This window comes from Marinomonas piezotolerans (genome assembly GCF_003362755.1).
Taxonomy (GTDB): domain Bacteria; phylum Pseudomonadota; class Gammaproteobacteria; order Pseudomonadales; family Marinomonadaceae; genus Marinomonas; species Marinomonas piezotolerans.
On sequence record NZ_QKRA01000010.1, the window covers coordinates 49405 to 75070 of the forward strand.

Consider the following 25666-nt stretch of genomic DNA (forward strand, 5'->3'; position numbering starts at 1 on the left):
TACGACGATATTATGAGGATTAGACTCGGTAGCCCGACACCAAAACACTGAGACTTTGCGCTTGTTCGCCCACCTGATGACTGGCTTGATTCGACTGCTCCGCATTGGCAGATGTTGCAATCGCTTCATCGCGAATCAAGCGAATGCGCTGATCAATATTTTCAGCGACGGCCGCCTGCTGCTCCATTGCCGTCGCAATTTCGGTTGCTTTCGCCGACATGCCTCCAATCGCTTGGGACACTTTAGCAAGCGCTTCCGTCGCGGCTTGGGACTTCACTACAGTCTCTTCTGCTTGGGTTTTACTCTCACCCATGACCGACACCGCGCTGTGAGCCCCTTCTTGCAACTGTGTGATCATATCTTGGATCTGTTCAGTCGATTCTTGGGTCCGTTGTGCCAGTGTCCGCACTTCATCAGCGACCACCGCAAAACCACGCCCTTGCTCCCCTGCACGAGCCGCCTCAATTGCGGCGTTAAGTGCCAACAAGTTGGTTTGATCGGCAATATCTCGAATGACATCAAGAATCGAACCTACGCTAGCGGTTTTAGCTTCTAGCTCCTGCAGCGCCGACGCAGCGCGCTCAACACCGTTTGCAAGGCTGCCAATGGAGCGCGCATTATCTTCGACAATCACTTCTACTTCTTTAGTGTACCGATCAGATTCTTTTGCAACAGTAGCGGTTTCATCCGCACCTTCAGCAACGTAACGAATAGTACCCTGCATCTCCTCAACTGCGCTGGCGATACCCTGGGTTTCGGCCTGTAACCCTTCCATTCCCTTTCGTGTTTGAGTAGAAGCCTGCAGCATCTGCTCTCCAACACTCGACATCGAAGTGGATTGGGTTTGTACGGTGCGTATTAATTCATTGAGGTTGCCGATAAACTGATTAAAACTCTTAGCGACATCTGCAAGTTCGTCATTACCTTTTTCGTCTAGACGTACCGTCAAGTCGCGAGCTCCAGCGGCGATATCATGTAGAGAAGCTTCCAGTTTACGCAGATCTGGTAACGTTTTTTGGCGCAGTAGCAAAATCACACCAATGATTAAACAAGCGGATACTAAGCTGCTAATCAACGACACTTTTTCTGCCTTCAGAATATAAGCGACGGCCATCTCTGAACTTTCTTCAAGGCGCACATTGATTTCTTTCACAACCTTTTCTAGAGAATCAGACAGCTCGATTGATGCTTCATCTAACCCTCCAGCACCTTTCATCAAACGGTTTCCAGCTTCAGTGCCTTGTTCTATGTATGCAATCGCCATTGTGTAGCCAGAGTCATACAAACTGTCTAACGACTTTTTCAATGAAACGACTTCGTCTGAGTATTCAGGCAGGATAACAGCTAAACGATCCAAACTTTCTTTGGCTCCTACTAAGCTTTCTTGTGCTTCGCCCAAAGCATCGTCACCACGCGTTGCTCCCATATCCGTAAGAAACTGCTGCACTTGAACTGTATAGTAACGTGCGTCTTTCATGGCCCCCATCGCATTGGCCAATTGCACTTCTCGCTCGATGGCATGCTCATTTTGTTTCAACCCATAGGTACTGATAGTAAACAGCCCTATCAAAGCGACCACTACTGCTAATATCCCGAGCGAAAATAACCTGTTTATCGTCATGTACAGCCTCTTACTATTCTTTTTTAAGGAATGAATACTAAAAAATAAACTATAAATGTAACAGCATTAATACTATTAGTTTTCTTTATATCACAAGTATTCGACCTTTTTATTCGTTAACAATCTTTTACAGCATGGCGATAGTAAGGCCTTTCCCCTATAATAGCGGCTCCCTGAAAAACCATGTTCGAGGCGTTTACTCAATGCAATTAACCAGCTTAAATGCGATTTCCCCGATCGACGGTCGTTACGGCTCTAAAACAAACGCGCTACGCCGCTCTGTTAGTGAGTACGGCCTATTACGTATGCGTGTTATCGTGGAAGTACGTTGGCTTCAAGCGCTTGCAGCGCATCCTGAAATTATCGAAGTCCCAGCACTAAGTGCTGACGCAAACGCGGTTCTTGACGACTTAGCAGCAAACTTCTCTGAAGAAGATGCACAAGCGATCAAAGACATCGAAAAAACCACCAATCACGATGTCAAAGCGGTTGAGTACTTCATCAAAGGCAAAATTGCAGACAACGCTGAGCTGGCGGCGGTTTCTGAGTTTGTACACTTTGCTTGTACCTCTGAGGACATCAACAACCTTTCTCATGCTTTAATGCTAAACGAAGCGTTGACGGAAGCGATTGTGCCAGAGATGAAAGCGGTGCTGACAGCCATTGAAGCATTGGCCATCGAACATGCAGAGCAATCTATTCTATCGCGTACCCACGGTCAGACAGCGTCACCAAGTACTGTTGGTAAAGAAATGGCGAACGTAGCGGCTCGTCTTGCGCGTCAAATCAAACAAGTAGAAGCCGTTGAATTCTTAGGCAAAATCAACGGCGCGGTGGGTAACTACAACGCTCACCTTTCTGCTTACCCGCAAGTTGATTGGCAAGCCCACGCAGAGAAGTTCGTAACTTCATTGGGTCTGACGTTCAATCCTTACACCACTCAGATCGAACCACACGACTACATAGCAGAGCTATACGATGCGATTTGCCGATTCAACACAATCCTAATCGACTTCGACCGTGACGTTTGGGGCTACATTTCCCTAGGTTACTTCAAACAGAAAACGATCGCCGGTGAAATCGGCTCTTCTACCATGCCGCATAAAGTCAACCCAATCGACTTCGAAAACTCCGAGGGTAACTTGGGCATTGCGAATGCCATTATGGGGCATCTAAGCGCAAAACTGCCGATTTCTCGCTGGCAGCGTGACCTTACCGATTCTACGGTTCTACGTAACCTAGGCGTTGGTCTGGCGCACAGCTTGATTGCTTATCAAGCGTCTCTAAAAGGCATCAGCAAGCTTGAAATCAACGCCGTTCGTTTAGACGAAGACCTAAACAACTCTTGGGAAGTACTCGCAGAACCCATCCAAACGGTTATGCGTCGTTACGGTATCGAAGCTCCTTATGAGAAGCTAAAAGAGCTAACTCGTGGTCGTACGATCAACCAAGAAATCATGCAAGAATTTGTTGATAAACTAGAGCTTCCTGAGCAGGCGAAAGAAGAGCTCAAGGCCCTAACGCCTTCTAATTACATCGGCAACGCTGTAGCACAGGCCAAAGCTATCCGCGACTAACTCGAAACCTCTCGGATAATTCGCTAAATTAAAAGAGCCGTTTTTACGGCTCTTTTTTGTGATGAGATGAAATGATGAACATCGATACGCCTATTTCAATTCTTGCTGGCATGAGCCTGCGCACATTTATCACTGAATACTGGCAAAAAAAACCGCTGCTCATTCGAGGCGGAGCGAAAGATATTGACCTCCCAATCACGGCCGATGAGCTGGCGGGGTTAGCCATGGAAGAGGAAGTGGAATCCCGCATCGTGATGGAGCATGGAGACACGCCATGGCAACTCCTGCAAGGCCCTTTTAGCGAAGAGGACTTTGCCCAGCTTCCCGAAAAAGACTGGACACTACTCGTTCAGGCCTGTGACCACTGGGTACCGGAAGTACAAGCTCTACGAGAGCGCTTTAACTTTTTACCTAGCTGGCGTGTTGACGATATTATGATCAGCTACGCGACAGAGGGTGGAAGTGTCGGCCCTCACTATGATCAGTACGACGTCTTTCTTATCCAAATGGCGGGGCAACGTCGCTGGCAAGTCTTAGCACCTGAGCAATTTACCGACACGCCACTGAATGATGTGTCCCTTCATATCCTTGACCAGTTTGATGTCGACCCAGAGCAAGACTGGGTATTAGAACCTGGCGATATTCTCTATCTTCCCCCTAACTTTGCGCATAATGGACGGTCACTGGATAACGACTGCATGACCTTCTCCGTCGGTTTTCGAGCCCCATCGGTACAAGCCGCGCTACGAGGACTGTCTGACAAGCTATGCGAAGACGTCGACGAAAAAAATCGCTTTGCTGCGCCAGAGCCTATTGAGCGTGAACACCATGCTCAAATTCTGCCAAGCGATATAGAACATTTAAAACAGAAGATAACAGCACTGCTTGATAACCCAGAGCTATTAGCTAACTGGCTTGGTGAAACAATGAGTGAAGCCAAATATCCAGAATATACTGCTCAGTTAAATGATGACGAGCTGAATGACTGTTTTAGTCAGGCACTTAAAGGCGATACATTTATTCGCCCTGGAGATGCTCGTATTTGCTATTACACCAGTGAAGGCTCACCCAGCACTACTTTGCTATATTGTAATGGCGCAAAAATGACGATCGACGCAACACTGGTACCGTTTGTTGAAGCGATTTGTGACCAAGAAGAATTTGATTTTAGTGCGTTGGATTTAACACAACACTCTGAGTTACCCGATCTACTGCGTTTTTTATTACAACACCAAGCAATCGTCGCATTACCAGATGAGGAAGAGGAGTAACTAACATCTATGAATATACTCACCTCTGACTGGCACAGCAGCCGAGCACAACTGACCTTTGTTCGCCGCCAAGTTTTTATCCTAGAACATGGCATCGACGAACAAGATGAATGGGATGATGAAGATGCCTCGGCAACACATTTCGTTGCCTTTGGTACCACAGCGGCGCCTCTAGGCGTATGTCGCTTAACTGAATCTGGTCAGATTGGTCGTCTTGCAGTCCTTCCAAATTACCGTCACCAGGGCTATGGCAAACTGTTACTTCGTAAAGCCTTGCAAGTGGCTCGTGAGATGGGGCTCAAAGAAGTATTCCTGCATGCCATGGTCGATGTTCAATTGTTTTATCAAGCGCATGACTTTGAAACAGATGGGTTAGTATTTATGGAAGCCGGAAAACCACACATCAAAATGGTTCGCAAGATATAGCAATAGCTATTAAAACGAAAAAAGGAGCCTATGTATTCGGCTCCTTTTTTATGTCAGATTGCAGCTTTAAAGTGAATTAAAGAATTGCAATCAACTCGACATCAAAGACTAATGTTGCATGAGGTGGGATCGCTGCGCCTGCGCCTTGAGCACCGTATGCCAGTTCAGAAGGAATGGCGAAACGATACTTCGCACCCTCTTTCATCAACTGAACACCTTCAGTCCAGCCCGCAATAACACCAGATAGAGGGAACTCAATTGGCTCACCACGTTGAATAGAGCTATCGAATACTTGGCCATCCGTTAAACGCCCTTCGTAATGAACGCGTACCGTTGAAGACGCAACAGGTGTGTTACCTGTACCTTCTTCTAATACTTCATACTGTAAGCCAGATTCTGTTACTTGAACGCCTTCGCGAGCTTTGTTTTCTGCAAGGAACGCTTCCCCTGCGGCAACGGTTTCAGCGGCAGCAGCTTTTGATTTCGCTTCCATTTTCTCTTGCAATTCAGCAAACGCTGCTTCAAGTTCAGCGGCAGGAACCGCCATAGGCTGGCCATTCAAAGCATCTTGGATCGCCGCAAACAGGTGATCTAAAGACAGCTCACCTAGATCACTTCCACGTAATTGGTCACCAATTTGACGGCCAATACCGTATGCAATTTTTGCTTGGTTCGTCTCGAAGGACAATTCAGACATAGTTTAATCTCTTTGTGTCATTAAAATTTAGGCGCGAAGAATATCATATTGAGCTCGTCATGCCGATAAGCTGTTGCATAAACTGTCCATCCATTTATGTTTAAAGTTTTCACTCGCCACATCACACGATACCTGCAAAATTCTCTGTGGACTGATGTTGCTTTTGTCAGCGCTATTCTAAGCATTACCGCCATTGGCTTTATCGTCAGCCAACACGATACCGCTGACCTAATGAATACGATCCTTCAAAACCATTAATTGATACAGATCACAGCCAACCTAGTAACAAGGCGTAAACTAAAGCCATTAGCCCAAAGGAGAATTGATATGCTTCCAAAAATTAACACTATTTTATACGCTTGCGACTTAGAACCAAAAACTAACCAAGCGATGGAAATGGTCATCAGTTTGGCGATTTCAAACCAAGCGAGCGTCGTGCTCATGCACGCTATGGAACCTGTCAGTTCACAGGCCGCCAATATGATCCACAACTATGTTTCTGATGACGTTCTAAAACTGATGCGCAAAGATGCAATCGAAACAACTCATAAGCGCATGGAAGACTTACTACAGCAATTTAGCGACGCGCACCCCGATGACATGGCCAAACTTAAATCTGCGCCTACTATTGAAGTGGTCAACGGCATCGCTGCTGACGTAATTGAAAAAACAGCAGAAAAAACAAATGCCGATCTGATTGTCATGAATAGCCGGACTCATAGCAAGATAGGACAAATGGTTATCGGCTCAACAGCAAACAAAGTGGTGCACCGCAGCCACATCCCAGTACTCGTAGTACCGATTTTGAAATAAGTACTTTCCTGAGATAACAAAGCACTAGAAATGAGAACTTAATGCGTTTCTAGTGCTTTCAGCAGCCCCTAAGCATCAAATCCGCAGCTCCCTTTCTCAATATTGGATCAATATTACAACTCAGACGTGACATCGCCCCCTACGAAGGCAACGCTACCCAAAAACACACTGGCACAGCTTTCATGCATAACCGTGTTCTTAACAAATGGTTTATTCAATTTTCTAAGTGATGCATGATCACTAAACTAGTCAAACATGCCATATTGAAGGTATCGCATCATCAAATCAGGGGAAGTGAGTTAGACATTTATAGACAAAGTACTGTATAAACAACCATATTTTAATTTAACACAACGTGTAACCATGATCTTATACATCGCTGAAAAACCCAGCCTCGCACGAGCGATCGCAGCAGGACTTCCTTCTCCTCAGAAGAAGCATGATGGCTATATACAACTTCCGAACGGTGATCGGGTGACTTGGTGTATTGGGCATTTATTGGAGTTAGCAGAGCCGCAAGATTATGCCCCCCATTACAAACAGTGGAGTATGGATCATCTACCGATCATCCCTACTGACTGGCAATGGAAAGCAAAACCAAACACGAAGAAACAGCTCAGCATGGTGCGAAAACTTCTTAAAGAAGCCACCCAAATCGTCCACGCAGGGGATCCTGATCGCGAAGGACAACTTCTAGTGGATGAGGTGTTGCACTACGCAAAAGTACCAAAATACAAATTGGAGGCGACTCAGCGACTTCTAGTCAGTGATTTGACACCCAATGCTGTTAAAAAGGCACTCAAGTCCTTACGATCTAATAAAGAGTTCGCTGCCTTGTCTCGCTCTGCGCTAGCACGCTCAAGAGCGGACTGGTTATTTGGCATCAACCTAACCCGTGCTTATACAGTAAAAGGACGTCAGGCTGGCTATCAAGGCGTGTTATCGGTAGGAAGGGTACAAACACCTATCTTGGGATTGGTCGTTCGGCGCGATTTAGAGCGCGAAAACTTCTTGCCCAAGGAATATTATCAGGTGAGCGCCCAGCTCGTCGGTGAAGGCATTTCCCCATTCAACGCAATGTGGCAACCCAGTGATGCATGCGCCCCCTATCAAGATGAAAATGGGCGCGTACTCAGCAAGGCCCTGGCACACAATGTTGCTCGTCGTATCACTGATAAACCAGCGACAGTAACAAACTATCAAACGACGCCTAAAAAACAGGCTCCGCCACTGCCGTACAATCTATCCTCCTTACAAATTGACGCGGCCAAAGCCTTCTCTATGAGTGCACAAAAAGTCTTGGATGTCTGTCAGGCACTGTATGAACGACATCAGATGATCACTTACCCTCGCTCTGACTGTCGCTACTTACCCACTGAGCAACTGAGCCAAGCACCAGGCATCGTACAATCTTTGCAAAAATTGCCATTCAGTTTTCAGCAGGCCGCACAAAACGCGGACACAGCCCAAAAATCAAAAGCATGGAACGACAAACAAGTTGGTGCCCACCACGCCATCATCCCGACGTCTCAATCTTCAGGTTATAGCAAACTCAGCAGTGATGAACGGAAAATCTTCGAATTAATTGCGCGCCAGTATCTTATTCAGTTTTTCCCTCATTACGAGTATCTCGCCACTAAGGTTTCCATAGAAATCAAAGGCGGTCTATTTACAGCACGGGGCAACACCATCAAAAAGGAAGGCTGGAAACAACTCATGCCCAGCAGCAAAAAAGAGGAACCTAACTTACCTTTATTACGGGAAGGACAACTTCTGCACTGTATACAGGGCGAAGTACTAGACAAAGTTACCACACCTCCCGATGCCTTTACCGATGCCACGCTTCTCGCTGCCATGACAGGCATAAGCAGGTTTGTGCTGGATAAAGAAATTAAAGCAATTTTAAAAGATACAGATGGCCTTGGCACAGAGGCCACACGGGCAGGCATCATCGAACTACTTTTTAAGCGAGGCTTTTTAGTCAGAAATGGAAAGCAAATTAACGCGACGGCGACGGGACGGGCTCTCATTGAAGCGTTGCCCGATAGCACTAGCGTGCCAGACATGACGGCAAAATGGGAAGCTATGCTTAATGATATAAGCCTAGGAAATGAGAGCTATAAGCATTTTATGGATGAGCTGTGCCTTAATTTAAATAGCTTAATTGAAACGGCAAAAACAGGAAAAATGGGAAGCTTCGCCAACCTTCCCGCGCCGAAGAGTAAAAAGGTGGCTTACCGGAAAAAGCGAGGCAAAACAGGTAGCAGAACGACTTCAACAAAACCTAGCAAAGTAAAGGCTACTTAACCCAGCGCCAACCAAATACCAACGCCTACCATCAGCGTCCCCGCGATACGGTTCATAATGCGTACATTACCACTCTTCATAAGCAATGATCTTAGAGTGCGCCCTCCTGTTGCATAGATCAACAAACAGGAAAACTCGAGCAATAAGATAATAGTAATTAAACTGACTAGCTGTATTGCGAGAGGCGCATCAGCCTCCAAAAACGGTGGCAATAAGGCAACAAAAAAAGCCCATCCTTTAGGGTTTGCAACGGCTGTCAAAAAGCCTTGTGACGCAAGCTCATACGCTGTCGCTCGAAGACTGCTGTCGTCTGTTTTGATTGCCATTTTCCCACGAGAGCGCCACATCTGAACACCGAGATAAGTCAGATAAGCTCCACCTAGATATTTGAACAGCATAAATGCTGATGGATAATTGAGCAGTAACGTGGCAACCCCCACTGCGGTTAACACCGCCACTAAGCCAACGCCAACAAGCTCTCCTAGCATCATCCATAATGAGCGTTTGACCCCTATTGTCATACCTAATGTCATAGCTAGGGTCATACACATGCCAGGTGTAATGGAAACGAAAAAGAATGTGGGTACAAAGACCGATAATAACCCGAGGCTCATCGCAGCTAGATCCAATATATTAAAGACCGTAAGTTGCCATCTATACAGAAAAAAAACAATGTGTTCTGTGTGTAAATTGGGGGGAGTATTCGGTTACTAGAAATGTTTCTTTCTCTGGAATTCACCGTCAGTCATGAACTTTTGCCATTCGTCGTCTAGCTCGCCTTCCGCTTCGTCATCTTCTTGGCTTTCTGCTGCCATTTCAGCTTCCCGGCGCTGTAACTCTAGGTCATCTTCAATCTCTTGAATGGTCTCTTCATACTTTTTGATGACTTCCGCTGCTTCAGGCTGCTCTTGAATTGGCCTCATCTGATTAATCGCTTCTTGATATTCACTCACAGCTTCTTCCATTTTATGGGTCAAAAAGCTTTGTCGAGCAAGGTAAGCATGATAGTCAGCATTCACTTTATACTTATAAAGCATCAACAGCGACTCATAGCGTTCTGCTGATTCTTGGTCTATTTTCTTAGTTGTCTTAGCGTTGTGAATATAGTTTGCAAACGAATCAAACAATCGCTTCAGTTCCAGTATTTGAACGTCGTCTATCACTGGCTTAGCGCGTCTTTTCTCTTTGCTACTTTGAAATTGAACCATCTCTTCTTGTAAAAAACGGCGGCGACGAGCCAATGGCTCATCAGGCTGGATGGCGAGTAGCTCATCACAGGTTGCAAGAATTCGGCTAAATAACCATAGCCTCATATCCTTCGGTTGATACTGTGCAGGGAGCTCATCTAGGAAGCGACGCTCTTGTCGTAACTGATTATTCAATAGCGCAACTTTTCGCAATCGCTCAATTCGAGCCTGCTCTTTAAGTTGTAGATAGATTGCAAAGGCAATAAAACCGCCAATGACCAATAACAGCAATGTTACAAAAACAGTGGTCATGAAGTTGGTTTCCGGAGTTTTTTAATAATTAGGTATTGAATCACTGATTCTTCCTTATAACAAAACAACTCAACTCACTCTAGGTTTTTTTCCAAATAGCTCTGATTCTACCCGATGAATTATGCTATTAAGACGCTTGATAAGTACTTCTGATTGAGTAACGGTCCCGACTTTCTCTATTTCCACTAAAGCTAAGCGAAGCTTTTCCAAAGCTCTCGCTTTTTTGTCAATATCTAAATCTAACTGAGCTTCACGAACCAAAAGGTCATGATGGGCTAAAAAATAACTGAATCGAATCTGCACAACTTGCTCTTTAGCTGTCGCCTTGTCTAAAACTCCTAAGCCAACTAAACCCCGGATTAACAGTGGCAGTGCCTGCAACGCCTGCTGAACTTGCGCCAATTGCTGAGCGCTGACAACCTTATCCTTCAATGTCGCTTGTTGGCCTTCTTTTAGCTCTTCAAACAATTGCAGATATTGCGGCATCCATTTTACTAGCTCAGTCTCCACTGCGTGCTTTTTAATCAGAGTTAAACTGGAAATCAAATACTCAACTAAAACAAGCTTGGTTGTTAGCGGCAAATAGCGATCAGAAACGGTATTAAGTATTTGTTCAATTCGCTGGCAACGTCTCACTAACAATTCCAGTTCTTGCATCTGCTTGGCTTTGCGAGTTTTAAAAAACCTCACCAACACCACCAATACAATCAAGGCAACCAAAACGACGGCCAAGATAATACTTAATGACACCACTAATGTATGGGGCACATGCTCACCACTATAGATTATTGAGTACGCTCAAAATACCATTATAGTAGACTTAAAAAAAAGCCGATCATATCAATGATCGGCTTTTATTCTTACCATCAAATTTTAGGCAACAGAATATCCAAGCAGTGCATAGAATACTAATGCGGCAAGGATCGCTGAAGCTGGAACAGTAATAATCCAGGCAGCCGCAATTTTAAGTAATGCAGAGCGCTTAACAAGCTCTTGCTTGGTGGCCTTTTTCAAGCTCTTACGCTCTTCCCTACTAATCGGTGCGGCGGCACTTAGCTCTTTGACTTCACGAAGAATCGCTCGTTTTTCCTCAACATCAGCTTGATTAAAACGATCTACGAACGCTTGAGTTTCATCTACATTGAAACCTGCACGTTCAGAGTGCTTAATAATTTTCTTCAGTTTCTTCTCATAGGATTGTTTCAAATATTCACGCAAGAATCCCACACCGAAGATACCACCCACCGCAATGTGTGTTGAGCTGACTGGAAGACCCAGTTGTGAAGCGATAATTACCGTGATGGCAGCCGCCATCGCAACACAAAAAGCTCGCGTTTTATCAAGCTCAGTAATCTCAGAGCCAACTGTACGAATCAATTTAGGACCAAATAACGCCAATCCAATCGCGATACCTATACCCCCTACAACCATGACCCAAAGCGGAATGGACGCTTTAGTCGACACCCCGCCGTGCAGCAACGCGTCATTGATCGCAGCCAATGGCCCGATAGCATTCGCAACATCATTAGCGCCATGCGCAAAGCTCAATAGAGCAGCGGATACCACTAACGGAATCGTGAACAAGCTATTCACAGACTCTTTCTCATTTTTAAGCGCAGAAGCCGCCTTATCAACGATCGGACGTACGATGAAGTAAATGGTCAGTGCGATCGCAAAGCCAATCAATAGAGCCGTCACAAAATCTAATTTCCAAAGCTTTTTCAAGCCTTTAAGGATCAAATATGTGGAAAATGCCCAAACCATCGCAGCAACCAAGAGAGGAACAACTTTCTTAGCGGCTTCAATCATGTCACTTTTATAGGTTATTGCCCGTTTAATATAAATAAGGAATAACGCAGCGATCAAACCACCCAATGCAGGTGAAATGACCCAGCTAGCTACGATCGCCCCCACTTTATCCCAGTTTGCGATATCCCAGCCCCCAGCTGCGATACCTGCCCCGAGTACTCCACCCACTATTGAGTGCGTAGTCGACACCGGAGCGCCTAAATACGTTGCTAAATTAAGCCACAGTGCGCCAGCCAACAGTGCCGCCATCATCACCCATATAAAAGTAGTAGCGTCGCCAATCGCACTTGGATTAATGATGCCTTTTTTAATCGTGCCTACGACACTGCCACCTGCGATGATTGCACCACTTGCTTCAAATATCGCCGCCAACAGAATTGCGCCTGTCATGGATAGCGCTTTCGCGCCAACAGCTGGCCCCACATTGTTTGCCACATCGTTCGCACCAATATTCAGCGCCATGTAAGCGCCAAAAGCCGCCGCAATAGCAAGGATAGAGACGTTAGACACACCTTCACCATGTGTACTTGCGTAATAACCAGCGACAAAAACAAATGCTAGAGCGATTAGAATTCGAACAATTTCACCACCACGAGTGGTCTTCTCTGATGTACCGTAATCTGCGAGATCCATAAAAGCGTCTTCTCAATTAATTAAACAAAGCCAGTCTGATTGGTATGCATGTACCAAACCAGCCCCTTGGCAATTTCATTAATCCGTCAAAATATAGTCATAGTTTTGAAACGTGCGACATTCTACACTCAGCAGATTTTTATAAAAACCCAATCACCAAATGATTTGCCCCGCAGAGCTTTTCTCTGCCTTTGTTTCAATTCGGTGTCATTTATAAGACAGTTAAGTTACAGAATTGTTACAGGCATTAAAAGTACAAAAAAAAGCCCCCGAAGGGGCTGGAAGGTGAACAGTGTTTAGATAGTTTATGGGTTAGAAAAAACCCATCGGGTTGATATCGTAGCTGACCAGCATATTTTTCGTTTGTTGGTAGTGATCCAGCATCATCTTATGGGTTTCGCGCCCTACTCCTGATTTTTTGTACCCCCCAAACGCAGCGTGTGCAGGATACTGGTGATAGCAATTCATCCATACGCGTCCAGCCTCAATGCCTCGTCCCATGCGGTATGCGAGATTAGTATCCCGAGTCCAGACACCTGCCCCCAAACCAAATTCAGTATCGTTGGCAATGGCCAGCGCTTCCGCTTCGTCCTTAAAGGTAGTGACTGCGACAACAGGCCCGAAAATCTCTTCTTGGAAAACTCGCATGTTGTTTGAGCCTTTCAACAAGGTTGGTTTAATGTAGAAGCCATCGTTAAAGCCATCGATTACCTCTGAGTCACCACCGATTAACACTTCAGCCCCTTCATCGCGGCCAATTTTTAAATAACTCATGATCTTATTGAACTGCTCTTCGGATGCCTGTGCCCCAACCATAGTGTCAGTGTCTAGCGGATTACCTCGTTTGATCTGCCCAATACGGTCAATGACTAACTTAATAAAGTCGTCGTACATATCTTCTTGAATCAACAAACGAGAGGGGCACGTACACACTTCACCTTGGTTAAAGAACGCCAACACAGTGCCTTCAACACATTTGCTGATGAACTCGTCTTCTGCGTTCATAATGTCACTGAAGTAAATGTTTGGTGATTTACCACCCAATTCGACGGTTGATGGAATGATGTTTTCAGCGGCGCATTTAAGGATATGTGAGCCTACGGGCGTAGAACCAGTAAAGGCGATTTTAGCAATACGTTTGCTAGTCGCCAGGGCTTGACCTGCTTCTGCACCATAGCCGTTTACAATGTTCAGAACACCCGCAGGAAGTATGTCTTTGATCAGATCTGCAAGCACTAAAATAGAGGCTGGAGTCTGCTCAGCAGGCTTTAAGACGACGCAATTACCTGCAGCAAGAGCAGGTGCCAGTTTCCAAGCCGCCATTAGCAGCGGAAAGTTCCAAGGGATGATTTGACCGACAACCCCAAGTGGTTCATGAAAGTGATAGGCAACCGTATTTTCATCAATTTCACCTATTGAGCCTTCTTGTGCGCGCATACATCCTGCAAAGTATCGAAAATGGTCAGCACTTAATGGCACATCTGCAGCCAAGGTTTCGCGTACGGCTTTACCGTTATCCCAAGTCTCGGCGACGGCTAGCATTTCAAGGTTTTGCTCAATTCGATCTGCAATTTCTAGTAGGACTTTAGAACGCGCTTGCACTGAGGTCTTACCCCAGGCTGTCTTGGCTGCATGAGCAGCATCCAGCGCTAGATTTACATCTTCTTCTGTAGAGCGAGGAATTTGGCAAAATGCCTGACCGTCAACAGGACTAACATTATCAAAATATTGGCCTTTTACCGGCGCCACCCATTCGCCACCGATGAAGTTCCCATATTGTGCTTTAAACGAAACGACACTGTTTTCTGAACCAGGTTTAGCGTAGATCATACTAAGTACTCCGTTATTTTTGTTGTTCGAGATGCTTTGTGTATGTTCAATCTAATACGTGCTAAAAAAAGTTACTTGTCTGTGAGTCTAAATATGTTGTCTGTCAATCCAAAAGTTTGACCTGCTTCTATAATTAGAGTCATGATATGGCGAATGTCACGTTGCATCACCACCCAATAACAATTTAAACGAGGTGTGTATGACCCAATCCTTAACGAACCTGAGTGCGCGTCAGCCCACCCAGCTAGTGGAAAATAGAAGCTGCTTTGCTGGCCCGAATTCTGAACTAAGTATTTATGACACTTACGAATCTGCTCAGAAAGTTGGCCTGAAAGCCGAGTCGCTCCTGTATTGTGGGATGGTATCGGGTGCCAAAGTGATGCATACACATTATCAAGATAATATCCCGTTTATGCCTCACGAGTCGTTTATCCTTGCGCCAGATGAAGAGGTTTTTATAGATTTCCCAGAAGCCAGTCTGATTGCCCCAACTACGTGTCTAACCATTGAAATCGCTCAAGAACGCGTGGCCCAAATTTGTGACCGAATGAATGACGTGATGAATCCAAACGGTCGCATGAAAATGCCGACATTGGATCCAAGCAAGCCATTACATACGCTTCATACTCAAGCGACACAACAGGTGATTGATCGTCTCGTCAGTGATTTTGTGCAAAACGATCCAGATAGAGACCTATTGGTCGATTTCGGTGTTAGCGAATTAGTCACGCGTATATTGCGCCACCATGGTCGCGATGCGCTGCTCCAGTTTGCCAATACCCAACCAGACAACAATGAATTAACGTCGGTGTTGAGCTTTATTGAATCCAACCTATCATCAGCGTTAGATATTGACCAACTGAGTAAACTTGCCTGTATGAGTCGCAGCCGATTTTATCAAACTTTCAAGCGACACTTAGGGTGTACGCCCAGTGAATATCAGCACCAGCGGCGCATGGCTACAGCATTAACTCTATTGAAACAGCGCCACTCAGCGACATCTGTCAGCATTGAACTGGGCTACCAGAGCTTGAGTCACTTTAGCCGCCGTTTTCATCAACACTTCGGTATTTCTCCTCGCCAAGTCCAGCACTCACTCAATTAATCAAACAGAAAAAAGGGCCTTTGAGTTGGCCCTTTTCAATGGCCTCCTAGTTCACAAGTTTGTATAGTTGATTAAGTTAACTATTTACTCTGTCTGTTCACCGCATTCAAGGAATTCGAATGTCTACGCTCGACCCATCATTATTTAAACAACGTAACTTTGTTCATTTTTGGATTGGGCAAATAGCCTCTTCGTTTGGCTTTCAAATGTTGTCAGTAGGTATTGGTTGGCAAGTATACGACTTAACAGACAGCGCCTTAGCATTAGGCTTGGTTGGATTGTTTCAGTTCTTACCACATCTATTATTAACACTCGTCGTCGGCCATGTGGCAGATCGCTACAATCGTCGTATCATTTGCTTTTGCACTCGACTTACCATGGCTCTTACAGTAAGCGTATTGGCGTTTGGAAACCTAACAGACACGATTTCTGTCAACATGATTTATACATGTGCCGTTATGTTGGGCATTGCCAGAGCTTTTGAGATGCCAGCGAGTCAGGCGATCCTACCCAACCTAGTCAGCGCTAAGGATCTTTCTAAAGCGGTTAGTGCCATAGCATCAGCTCGAGAAATTTCAGTGATTGTCGGGCCAGCCTTAGGGGGACTGATCTATCTACTGGGAGCTTCTACACTTTATTTTACCAGTACCGCCTGCTTTATTGTGTCCTGTGCCATTATGGCATTGCTAAAGTATGACTACATCGCAAAAGAAAAAGCGCCGATCAACCTCACTCATTTATTAGGGGGATTGCGCTTTATCAAGCACAACAAGATTATTTTTGGTGCGGTTTCGATGGATATGTTTGCAGTGTTATTGGGTGGTGCGACGGCGTTACTGCCAATCGTAGCGAAAGACATACTACACACTGGCCCTTGGGGACTGGGACTTCTGCGATGCGCACCAGCAGTGGGTGCACTGTTAATGTCAATCTATTTGGCAAGGTCCCCTTTGCAGCACAGTGTAGGAAAAATCATGTACGCCGCGGTCGCTCTTTTTGGAGTGTCGACGATTATTTTCGGTTTATCGGAGCACTTATGGCTCTCGTTAATCGCATTATTTGTGCTTGGGGCAACCGATATGATCAGTGTTGTTATTCGTTCGACACTCGTTCAGCTTGAGACACCGGATGATATGCGAGGTCGAGTAAGTGCTGCCAATTCTATCTTTATTGGTAGTTCGAATCAGCTTGGCGAGTTTGAGTCGGGCGTCACGGCCGCTTTGTTTGGCACCGTTCCAGCGATTGTTATTGGCGGTATTGGTACGATTGGAATAGTAGGAATCTGGATGTACCTTTTCCCTAGCTTACTCAAGCGAAGTTCATTGGAAGTGGAGCCAAAAGAGCCGTAGCTGCTATTGATCAACTAGGACTTATAAAAAACAAAAAAAAGGCCAACTCAATTGAGTTGGCCTTTTTTAAAATTTTGGTGCGGAAGGAGAGACTCGAACTCTCACGCCGTGAAGCACTGGAACCTAAATCCAGCGTGTCTACCAATTCCACCACTCCCGCAAGCAGTGGGAGTGCATTATAGGGAGCTTTTAATTCGGGTCAAGCATAAAATCAATTTTTTTGAATTAAACCACAAAAACAGAGACCCAAGAGCAAAACATCCACATTAGTAAACCATAAAAATCAACAAAGTTTACTCTATACCAATGAAGAAAGTCCCTATAATGCCAGCTCAAATTTAGGGAGTATCTTATATGTCGATTCTAGTAGCCATTACCGTGTTATGGGCATTTTCGTTTAGCTTGATTGGTGTGTATCTAGCAGGTCAAGTAGACGCTTGGTTTTCAGTTTTAATGCGTATTTCATTGGCAATGCTGGTATTTCTTCCATTTATTAAATTTCGTCAAACACCTCGACCTTTAGCTCTCAAACTAATGGCTGTTGGCGCTATTCAACTTGGAGCAATGTACGGCTTTTACTATCAATCATTTTTGTACTTGTCTGTACCTGAAGTGCTGCTGTTCACTGTTATGACCCCAATATACATTACGCTCATTAATGATGTGCTAGAGCGCCGCTTTCATCCTGGCTTCATTATTAGCGCTTTAGTCGCGGTGGCGGGCGCTGTGGCAATCCGCTATCAGGGCGTCGACGAAGGTTTTGTTCAAGGCTTTTGTATGGTTCAAGGTGCCAATCTTTGCTTTGGACTCGGTCAGGTAGCCTACAAACATATCATGGCAAAGGCTGATACAAAGCTCCCTCAACTCACGTTGTTTGGATGGTTCTTTATCGGTGCTTTTATCGTCGTTGTTCCTTGCTTCTTAACATTGGGCAACTTTGAAAAGTTACCTACAACGTCACTGCAATGGGGTATCTTAGTGTACCTTGGAACCGTCGCATCTGGGCTTGGGTATTTCGCATGGAATAAGGGAGCAACTCTGGTTAATGTCGGCGCGCTAGCTGTCGCAAACAATCTATTGATCCCTGCTGGCATCGTTGTAAATCTAGTCTTTTGGAATCGCGAAGCGGACGTGACACGATTACTGGTGGGAGGCACCATCATTGTCGCAGCTCTGTTTATTAACCAGTGGTTCGTCAAACAACGAACTCTGATTCCTGCAACATAATCCATATTAAAAAGGGGAGACATCGGTCTCCCCTTTTTAAAGTACTCTGTTTACAACTTTCTAGCCTCTAGCCGGCTAAAAACTCACTACGAGTTTTGTCGCTGCGCTTGAATAAACCACCTAACGCCGTCGTCTGAGTCGATGAACTGGCATCCATTACACCACGAGCTTTGACACAATAATGTGTGGCGCTAATGCTAACCGCGACATTATCTGTCTCAAGCAAGGTTTGTAACGTCACCAGAACTTGCTGCGTCAAACGCTCTTGTACCTGTGGCCGTTGACCAAAGAAGCGAACTATTCGATTAATTTTAGACAAGCCAATGATTTTGTTTTTCGGCAAATACGCCACTTTTGCAAAACCGTCAATTGTCACAAAGTGGTGCTCACAGGTACTGGTAAAAGAAATATCACTTACTTTAACCATTTCATCAACGTTCATTTTATTTTCAATGACGCTAATTTTTGGGAAGCAAGAATAGTCGAGGCCAGAAAAAATTTCTTTAACGTACATTTTTGCGATGCGGTGAGGCGTTTCAGACAAACTATCATCAGTAATGTCTAAACCAAGCGTGTACACCACATCTTCGAAAGCCGCTTTGATTCGCTGGTACTTTTCTTCCACCGACAGGCCATTCTCAATCATGGGTGTTTCCAAGCCATGCTTGATTAGCGCATCGCGCACACGGGACGCTTCATCAGAGAGAGGGAGCGAACTAACTTTACTGGTTTCTGCCATTGCAGTTGTCATATCAACACCTTAACTAACAAATTCATTCATGACGCCAAAGGCAAATCGATTATCCTCGTCGAGCCAAGTGACGACCTCCATCCAAGGCCAATGTTCGCCCAGTCATGTAACGACTATTCAAAACATATTGTACCGCCGCAACACCCTCTTGTTCACCTGGTTCAACCGATAATATCGATTTATTTAACGCTTTTTGGCGATATTCCTCATCATCATCTTGATGGAACATCAACAGAGATGGCGCGATACTATTAACCTTGACCACCGGAGCAAGCTGGCTAGCAAAGGATAAACTAAGGTTTGCAAGCCCTGCTTTGCTAGATGCGTAGGCAATATGCTTATCACTCCCTTTTTCTGCGACATAATCAGTTATATGAACAATATCAGTCGGCTTACCGAGAACTTTTGCACTGGCCTGTAAAAGCGGCGCAAGGGCCAAGTTCATTTGATAAGGTGTCGATACGTGCACCTGCCACATACGCTGAATCAAATCATAAGGTGCCATCTCCCCACCCTCTGAGAGCCAATCAGACGCATTGTGAATGATTGCCCTTAACCCTTGGTATTCTCCAAGCACTTCTTGAATTAGATGATTGACGTCCGCCACAGAGGTAAAATCCGCTCGGATACAATGAACACCTTTCGCTTTTAGCTCTTCAACCACTACTGTGTGTGTTCGATATGTCGTGATAACAGGATTACCAGAGTCCAAAAAAAACTGAATTAGCGCCAACCCCAAGCGCCGCCCTCCACCTGTGATCAAAATAGGATGAGCCAAGTCTTCTTGGCATTCTTCGGACATTTCTATTGCCATAGTCATATCACTCAATCAATCTGCTTTGGAATTAGATACGTACTTAATAGAGCAATGGTTCACGTTTTAGACTAATTTTCAGTGAGCACCATTATGGTGAACTTACACCTCAAAAGGAGCGTCAGCAATGAATAAACCATCCCGTTCGGTTTCAGTCATCCCCCAACAAGCATTCGATTGGTATGATGAGTACGCACATGGCGATATTGACCGAAGAACTTTCTTACGACGTGTTTCCACTTTAGGCGTCGCAGGCGTAACCCTATCTGCGGTTTCGGCGGCACTGATGCCTAACTACGCGCTTGCAGAGCAAGTGTCTTTCAACGATCCAGACATTACCGCTCAATATGTCGAAATCGATGCGCCAAACGGTCATGGTAAAGCCAGAGGCTATTTGGTTTTGCCGAAAGGAGTTAGTGCCTCTTCGCCCGCACCCACCGTTTTAGTTGTACACGAAAATCGTGGCCTTAACCCGTACATTGAGGATGTTGCAAGGCGTCTCGCTGTAGAGGGATTTATCGCTTTTGCTCCCGACGCACTGTTCCCCTTGGGCGGCTACCCTGGTAATGATGATCAAGGTCGTGCAATGCAAAGAGAGCTAGACAAAGATAAAATCTTGGGCGACTTTTCTGACGCCGCGTCGTTTCTTGATAATCACGAACTCGGAACTGGCAAAGTAGGCGTTGTTGGATTCTGCTTTGGTGGCTATGTATCCAATCAACTAGCCGCTTCGATTCCGGACGTAGTTGATGCGGCGGTGCCGTTTTATGGCACACCTCCGACGTCTGATATCAGTGATTTGAAAGGGCCTTTATTGATCCACTTTGCCGAGCTAGATCAGCGTGTGAATGCTACGTGGCCAGATTATGAGGCTGCTCTCAAAAAACAAAACGTACCGTATACCGCGTATACGTACCCTCGCGTCAATCATGGCTTTCACAATGACTCAACAGCGCGCTATGACGAATCCAGTGCTGAGTTAGCGTGGAAGCGCACCCTAGATTTCTTCAATCAACACCTGAGTTAGGGACCTCAACCCAAAACAAAAAAAGGGCTTCAATATTGAAGCCCTTTCTTATTAATATCCATCTCAGCTGGCAATCGAATATTGCGCTTCAGCTCGTTGAAACTGTATGCCATTTGCTAACGGTACACAGTCCCATAGACGTTGGCTGAGTTGTTCAATTGGTTCTTCTGCCCCTGCGGCTATCCACTCAGCAATGGCCTTCGCCACATCGGGATAATCCACTTTAACCACTTTTGAAGACTCTAACCATTGATTGATAACCTCTGCACTGAGCTCTTTTGAGCCTTGGGCAAACCCCAATTGTTCAAGTGCTATCATATTGGAAAGTTGCTCGACTTGACCATGGAGTGGTTTAACCAAGATCCTACGCCCCATCTGTAAAGCTTCTGAATTTAATTCAAATCCAGCATTACACAATACCGATTCACATTCTTTTAGATTCTGCTGAAATTGATCTCGGCTGAATGGAAACACCTTAATATTGCCATAGCAACCTGGTTCGATGTCTTTACAATGAACGCGAAATTTATAGTTAGGTACTCGCTCTAACCACTCCATCACTTCTTCACTGTTTTCAAACGGCAAATAGACTAATACATGGTCATCTTGTGGCTTCGTGACGTCATTGTGACGTTGAATAATAGGAGGTAAAATCGGCTGATCAAAATGATGCCAATGAACACCAATAGACCTAGGAACGGGAGCAAAACGCGATAGAATCCAAGATCCAACCGCATCGCCTTGGTATTTAGGTATGTCATAACCCAAGGCATACTGATGACCAATGCCAATGCATGGTATATTTTGCCGCTTCGCTGCCCAAGCACTAATTGGTTCAAAATCCGTTATCACTAGGTCATAATCTGACAAATCAAGTGCTCTAATGTCTCTAATTAGACCCATTATATTTGCTTTACGATAACTAGAAAGCAAACTAATACGTCCGTCTATCGCGACAAATGATAGTCCTTCAAATACACGATAGTCACCAAAGCACGCCATATCGAAGTAATCATCTTTGTTTCGTCCTGAAAACAAATAGTCGACGTCCATACCTAAACGAGCAAACTCTTCATTCAATGCTCGAGCGCGGGTAATGTGGCCATTTCCTGTCCCTTGAACACCATATAGAATTTTCATACCAGTACTCCAAACGCGAGGGCTGCGCATATACTGCCCAAAAGCGCCCCCATTACTGTGTCAGTAGGAAAATGAACACCCAAAAATATCCGCGACATACCAACCATGACTGACCAGCTATACAGCGAAATGGAAAAACTTGGAAACCATTCACTGACACAATAGGCGATAAAAAACGCTCCCGAAGTGTGTCCCGAAGGGAATGAGAATTGATCTGAGGGTCGGATAAAACTGGTAAAATCATCCAAAATATCGGCGGGGCGATTGCGCTTAAACCCTTTTTTCAGAATTAGATAGAGAATGCGCTCGATTGCAAACCCTACCGCCAGCAACCACGCCCAGTCTTGGTGTCCCATCAGCCAAAATACAATGGCTAACAATACATATAAGGGACCATCAGCAGACATTGAAATTATCCGACTTAGACGCGTCAACAATTGGCGATGCTTACGAGCCATCAGCCAGTAGAATGTTAGAACATCTAAGTTATGGATATTGGTAAGTAAGTTCATCACAACCTCCCGATCCTTTGGTGTAGCTTAAAAAATAGCTCAGGCGGGTGTCACTGACGTTGCAGTTGGATGATGCTTTTATGACAAAAAAACGCCTCTTATAGAGGCGTTTTTTCATACCATAACGAGGATGTTATGGTCATATATAGAGACTCGACTTACAGACCGTTGGCCGCTTTGAATTTTTCAACAAGCGCTGTAGGTTCTTTCTTCTTGTTATCGCTGTTTAGTGCGTAAACAACTGTCTCACCATTTGGGCCAGAGCCAATTGATGTAAAGCGAAGAGGTACTTCACCGACAGTACGCGCAGTGTTCATTTCCTCTAAAGATTGAAAAACGTAAATACGACCTTCCATGCGCATTTCACCGTAGAAATCTTCGGCGCCATTAAGCTCTCCGTCGTACATTTCTACGCTGGCAATGCCAGACATTTTCTTCTTATCTTCATTTGTTAAACCGAATACCACGGTTTCGCCACGAGGACCGTCACCAATACGCACTTTGCGGTAAGACGTTTCACCGACACTTAGGAAGTCTTCATAAACATCGCGATCATCGAACACATAGATACGACCTTCATCATGCACTTCGTATAAATCATCGTTATTCATTGAAGCTTTAGCAGGCATTGCATCATCAGTTTTAACATTTGATCCGCCGCACGCGGTCAGCAAAACAGACGCCGCAATAACACCAAGCATAGGTAAAGTAACTTTTTTCATGGGTATCTCCTTAGTTAGATAACCCATTACCGTACGTAAAAATTATGACAAATTGACGACACTATTCTTGCACTTTTATAGCAATCGATGATCGACATGTCATATTGGGACTTAGAGCCAGCCCGTCAACATAAAGCCTACGCCAACTGTACGAGTATAATTGTTGTAGTCGAGCATTGATTGACCGTAACCTTCAAAATATTGGCCATAGCCTCTTACCTTGCCCCATAAAGGAAAATTAACACCTAAACGGATGGCACCTTTGTTTTCGCTACGCAGATTATTTCGAAGCATAACTTCATAAGAGACATCATCGATGACGTGGATAACATTAAGTTCACCATACCCCATATAACGGTCAATATCGGGGTTATCGTTATCGTCTGAGGGTTCTGGAATTCGATACCAAGGCTTAATAGACACGACGGTATTATCTCGTTCAAATATAAAATCTAGATACACCCGATTCCACGAACGTGATAAAGGCTTTTGCTGGCCATTAGATTGGTGATTCACACCATAATGAAGATACGTAAGTTTATTGCCAAAAAATGAAAGGTCTGGATTCGTTACAATGAACGCCTCGGGTTCATAATTAGTGTCACGAAAAGGCGCTGAGGCGTCACTATTATAGGCTTGCCAATAGGACTGCTGCGTATACGCAAACCATAAACTTGAACCATCCCCAACGACTCCAGTAGCGACGGGAAATTTGATACTGACTTGAAACTGAAATTCAATTGACTGCAAGCTATCATCAGCAATGCCCTGACGTGTTTCACGCTTATTAGGGTTATGCGTATAGCTAAGGGGCAAGAAATAATTAGGGCGATGTGACGTTAAAACAAATGGATCACTGGCTGATGCCGTCTCTCCTTGTACTCGCTGCTCAACCATACCATCGGCCAGAAGAGCCCTCTCGGCGATGGGTTGAGGCGCTTTGGGTTCGCTTACCTTCACACCTTCAAAAATGCCATCCGACTCTTGCCGATCAGATTGCTCAGCAGTTTGAGGTTGAGACAATACTTCGTTGACGTCTGACTCCATAGCAAAAACAGGCGCTGACAAAAATGTAAGCACATACATACTTCTTTGAAACCAACGCATTGACCATTCCTTTTTGGCGGTATCGTTACCTCAAGACGGGATTATCTTACGAGCGTAGCTCGCGCTGTCCATCTCAAGAATCTCTACCGTTAGGCTAACCTGTTTCACTGAAAAGCAACACAAAGCATCTAGGACACTCTGTGCAAGTCGATTTTTTTGTTCCTGTGTCCGCCCACTCAGTATTCGAATCGTCACATGGACAAATGCGTCCTGTAGCCCTCCAGTAATAAAATGCTTACACGGAAATGCTCGCAGTTTAATATCACTTGGCTGAAACAGTTCAGACTTCATACACGCATCTTGAACAGCCTCTAGCCAGTCCATTGGCGGTACTTCTTGTTCAAGATTTTGACTGTACTCCACAATACAATGAGGCATCGATATTTCCTATTTTTATATGATGAAGGGACTTTAGTACCCGATCTGTATATCCACAGTTTTTGGTAAGATATTGAGATAGCGATAGTTGCGGATATTCTGCGCGACGATGGTGCTAGCGGACGAGACAGTCGTAGCCGCTGATACATGAGGCAGAACCGTTACATTTGGGTGCGTCCAATAAGGATGAGATCGAGGCAATGGTTCAATCGCGAAAACATCCAATACCGCATGCTGAAGCTGTCCTGTATTTAAGCTGTACAACAAAGCTTCATCATCGATAATCTTACCGCGGGCAAAGTTAATCAGTCTTGCCCCTGGCCTTAAAAAGCCAAAACGCTCAAAGTCCAAAAGATGCTCCGTTTCCGACGTCAAAGGCAGAAGACAAACAAGTATATCACTTTTTTTCAGCGTCTCTTCTAGCCCTTCACTCCCTGAATATGTCTCAACATCTGCGATCGTTTTAGGCGTCCGACTCCAGCCGATAACATTAAAACCAGAGGCCTGCAATTTCGCTACACTGGCTCGACCAAGCTCACCAAGCCCCAATATGCCTACAGTCCTGTCTCGCGCCGCAACATAAGGAATGGGTTGCCAGACGGCTGTACGTTGCTGTTCCGCATAGTAAGGCATTTCTCGGTGTAGAAATAAGGTCCAAGCCAACACCGCTTCTGCCATAGTACTGCTCAATTCTGGGTCGACCAAACGAACAATGCTAAAGGTGGGAGCATCAAGTTCTCTTACGATACGCTCCACTCCAGCCCAAACACTGTGAATCCAAACCAAGTTAGGTAGACACTCGAGATCTTGGGGATCGGGGTTGGCGACGACGGCAATATCCGCAAACTCACGCTCGGCTTGACTTAATTTATTGAGAGGTAAAATCGTTTCATCAGGTAATTTTTGTGATAATAAACTGAGCCAGTGGCGCTCTTCGTCTTCATTTAGACGATGGATAAAAGGAATAGGCGCTTTCATGTTACCTCGCGTAAATTCAGCAATCTCTTTAACATACCGAAGCAACTCTAAAAGTAAAGCGCGTCCATCAACA

At 45.1% G+C, this 25666-nt stretch carries 24 protein-coding genes and 1 tRNA gene; 9 read left to right on the top strand and 16 right to left on the bottom strand.

Annotated features, from left to right (window positions below):
• Window positions 1-19 precede the first annotated feature (19 nt).
• Entirely contained in the window at window positions 20-1621 is a 1602-nt protein-coding gene (locus DN730_RS16290) for a methyl-accepting chemotaxis protein (RefSeq protein ID WP_115469210.1), read from the bottom strand.
• A gap of 203 nt (window positions 1622-1824) precedes the next feature.
• Between DN730_RS16290 and purB the strand changes: the two genes are divergently transcribed.
• The 3 genes from purB to DN730_RS16305 all read left to right on the top strand — a co-directional run bounded on the left by purB (window position 1825) and on the right by DN730_RS16305 (window position 4895).
• Window positions 1825-3198, top strand: coding sequence for an adenylosuccinate lyase (gene purB, locus DN730_RS16295; protein ID WP_115469211.1), 1374 nt, complete (start codon window positions 1825-1827; stop codon window positions 3196-3198).
• A 71-nt stretch (window positions 3199-3269) separates the two neighbouring features.
• A complete protein-coding gene (locus tag DN730_RS16300; protein ID WP_115469212.1) occupies window positions 3270-4469 on the top strand; it encodes a cupin domain-containing protein in 1200 nt (399 codons plus the stop codon).
• Window positions 4470-4478: 9 nt separating this feature from the next.
• Window positions 4479-4895, top strand: a complete 417-nt coding sequence (locus tag DN730_RS16305) for a GNAT family N-acetyltransferase (RefSeq protein ID WP_115469213.1) — start codon at window positions 4479-4481, stop codon at window positions 4893-4895.
• A gap of 76 nt (window positions 4896-4971) precedes the next feature.
• On the opposite strand, the gene bamJ is transcribed toward DN730_RS16305, so the two are convergent.
• Entirely contained in the window at window positions 4972-5592 is a 621-nt protein-coding gene (bamJ, locus tag DN730_RS16310) for a BamJ family beta-barrel-assembly machinery protein (RefSeq protein ID WP_115469214.1), read from the bottom strand.
• 327 nt (window positions 5593-5919) lie between these two features.
• Between bamJ and DN730_RS16315 the strand changes: the two genes are divergently transcribed.
• Window positions 5920-6405, top strand: a complete 486-nt coding sequence (locus DN730_RS16315) for a universal stress protein (RefSeq protein ID WP_115469215.1) — start codon at window positions 5920-5922, stop codon at window positions 6403-6405.
• Window positions 6406-6768: 363 nt separating this feature from the next.
• Window positions 6769-8712 (top strand): DNA topoisomerase III, encoded by a 1944-nt coding sequence (locus DN730_RS16320; RefSeq protein ID WP_115469216.1) that lies wholly within the window; start codon window positions 6769-6771, stop codon window positions 8710-8712.
• On the opposite strand, the gene DN730_RS16325 is transcribed toward DN730_RS16320, so the two are convergent.
• From DN730_RS16325 to exaC, 5 genes are all read right to left on the bottom strand, one after another.
• On the bottom strand, window positions 8709-9326 hold the full coding sequence (locus DN730_RS16325) for a LysE family translocator (RefSeq protein ID WP_115469217.1): 618 nt from the start codon (window positions 9324-9326) through the stop codon (window positions 8709-8711). The genes DN730_RS16320 and DN730_RS16325 overlap by 4 nt on opposite strands.
• 96 nt (window positions 9327-9422) lie before the next feature.
• The gene (locus tag DN730_RS16330; RefSeq protein WP_115469218.1) at window positions 9423-10211 is read right to left on the bottom strand and encodes a hypothetical protein; all 789 of its coding nucleotides are present in this window, start codon (window positions 10209-10211) and stop codon (window positions 9423-9425) included.
• A gap of 69 nt (window positions 10212-10280) precedes the next feature.
• Entirely contained in the window at window positions 10281-10979 is a 699-nt protein-coding gene (locus DN730_RS16335; protein ID WP_115469219.1) for a hypothetical protein, read from the bottom strand.
• Between the two features lie 105 nt (window positions 10980-11084).
• The gene (locus DN730_RS16340) at window positions 11085-12653 is read right to left on the bottom strand and encodes an inorganic phosphate transporter (RefSeq protein WP_115469220.1); all 1569 of its coding nucleotides are present in this window, start codon (window positions 12651-12653) and stop codon (window positions 11085-11087) included.
• A 312-nt stretch (window positions 12654-12965) separates the two neighbouring features.
• The gene (gene exaC / locus DN730_RS16345) at window positions 12966-14483 is read right to left on the bottom strand and encodes an acetaldehyde dehydrogenase ExaC (protein WP_115469221.1); all 1518 of its coding nucleotides are present in this window, start codon (window positions 14481-14483) and stop codon (window positions 12966-12968) included.
• Between the two features lie 199 nt (window positions 14484-14682).
• Between exaC and DN730_RS16350 the strand changes: the two genes are divergently transcribed.
• Both DN730_RS16350 and DN730_RS16355 read left to right on the top strand, forming a co-directional pair.
• Window positions 14683-15588, top strand: a complete 906-nt coding sequence (locus DN730_RS16350) for a helix-turn-helix domain-containing protein (RefSeq protein ID WP_115469222.1) — start codon at window positions 14683-14685, stop codon at window positions 15586-15588.
• A 119-nt stretch (window positions 15589-15707) separates the two neighbouring features.
• Entirely contained in the window at window positions 15708-16937 is a 1230-nt protein-coding gene (locus DN730_RS16355) for an MFS transporter (RefSeq protein ID WP_115469223.1), read from the top strand.
• Between the two features lie 75 nt (window positions 16938-17012).
• Here the strand turns inward: DN730_RS16355 and DN730_RS16360 are convergent.
• Window positions 17013-17097, bottom strand: a tRNA-Leu gene (locus DN730_RS16360).
• Window positions 17098-17291: 194 nt separating this feature from the next.
• Between DN730_RS16360 and DN730_RS16365 the strand changes: the two genes are divergently transcribed.
• Window positions 17292-18164: a carboxylate/amino acid/amine transporter gene (locus DN730_RS16365; RefSeq protein ID WP_115469224.1), complete on the top strand. Its 873-nt coding sequence runs from the start codon at window positions 17292-17294 to the stop codon at window positions 18162-18164.
• Window positions 18165-18231: 67 nt separating this feature from the next.
• Here DN730_RS16365 and folE read toward each other — a convergent pair whose 3' ends face one another.
• Both folE and folM read right to left on the bottom strand, forming a co-directional pair.
• Window positions 18232-18915, bottom strand: coding sequence for a GTP cyclohydrolase I FolE (folE, locus tag DN730_RS16370; RefSeq protein WP_115469225.1), 684 nt, complete (start codon window positions 18913-18915; stop codon window positions 18232-18234).
• Between the two features lie 49 nt (window positions 18916-18964).
• A complete protein-coding gene (gene folM / locus DN730_RS16375) occupies window positions 18965-19729 on the bottom strand; it encodes a dihydromonapterin reductase (RefSeq protein ID WP_245957998.1) in 765 nt (254 codons plus the stop codon).
• Window positions 19730-19856: 127 nt separating this feature from the next.
• On the opposite strand from folM, the gene DN730_RS16380 reads away from it, so the two are divergent.
• On the top strand, window positions 19857-20756 hold the full coding sequence (locus DN730_RS16380; protein ID WP_115469226.1) for a dienelactone hydrolase family protein: 900 nt from the start codon (window positions 19857-19859) through the stop codon (window positions 20754-20756).
• Between the two features lie 63 nt (window positions 20757-20819).
• Here the strand turns inward: DN730_RS16380 and DN730_RS16385 are convergent, their stop codons facing one another.
• The 6 genes from DN730_RS16385 to DN730_RS16410 all read right to left on the bottom strand — a co-directional run bounded on the left by DN730_RS16385 (window position 20820) and on the right by DN730_RS16410 (window position 25593).
• Window positions 20820-21896, bottom strand: a complete 1077-nt coding sequence (locus DN730_RS16385; RefSeq protein ID WP_115469227.1) for an MJ1255/VC2487 family glycosyltransferase — start codon at window positions 21894-21896, stop codon at window positions 20820-20822.
• Window positions 21893-22408: a phosphatase PAP2 family protein gene (locus DN730_RS16390; RefSeq protein ID WP_115469228.1), complete on the bottom strand. Its 516-nt coding sequence runs from the start codon at window positions 22406-22408 to the stop codon at window positions 21893-21895. Before DN730_RS16390 ends, DN730_RS16385 begins: the two co-directional genes overlap by 4 nt.
• A gap of 158 nt (window positions 22409-22566) precedes the next feature.
• A complete protein-coding gene (locus tag DN730_RS16395; RefSeq protein ID WP_115469229.1) occupies window positions 22567-23130 on the bottom strand; it encodes a hypothetical protein in 564 nt (187 codons plus the stop codon).
• 111 nt (window positions 23131-23241) lie between these two features.
• Entirely contained in the window at window positions 23242-24237 is a 996-nt protein-coding gene (locus DN730_RS16400; RefSeq protein ID WP_245957999.1) for a phospholipase A, read from the bottom strand.
• 30 nt (window positions 24238-24267) lie between these two features.
• Window positions 24268-24615 carry a 5-carboxymethyl-2-hydroxymuconate Delta-isomerase gene (locus DN730_RS16405; RefSeq protein ID WP_115469230.1) on the bottom strand — a complete coding sequence of 116 codons (348 nt, stop codon included), beginning with the start codon at window positions 24613-24615 and terminating at the stop codon, window positions 24268-24270.
• A 33-nt stretch (window positions 24616-24648) separates the two neighbouring features.
• Window positions 24649-25593 (bottom strand): 2-hydroxyacid dehydrogenase, encoded by a 945-nt coding sequence (locus tag DN730_RS16410; protein ID WP_115469231.1) that lies wholly within the window; start codon window positions 25591-25593, stop codon window positions 24649-24651.
• Window positions 25594-25666: the final 73 nt, after the last annotated feature.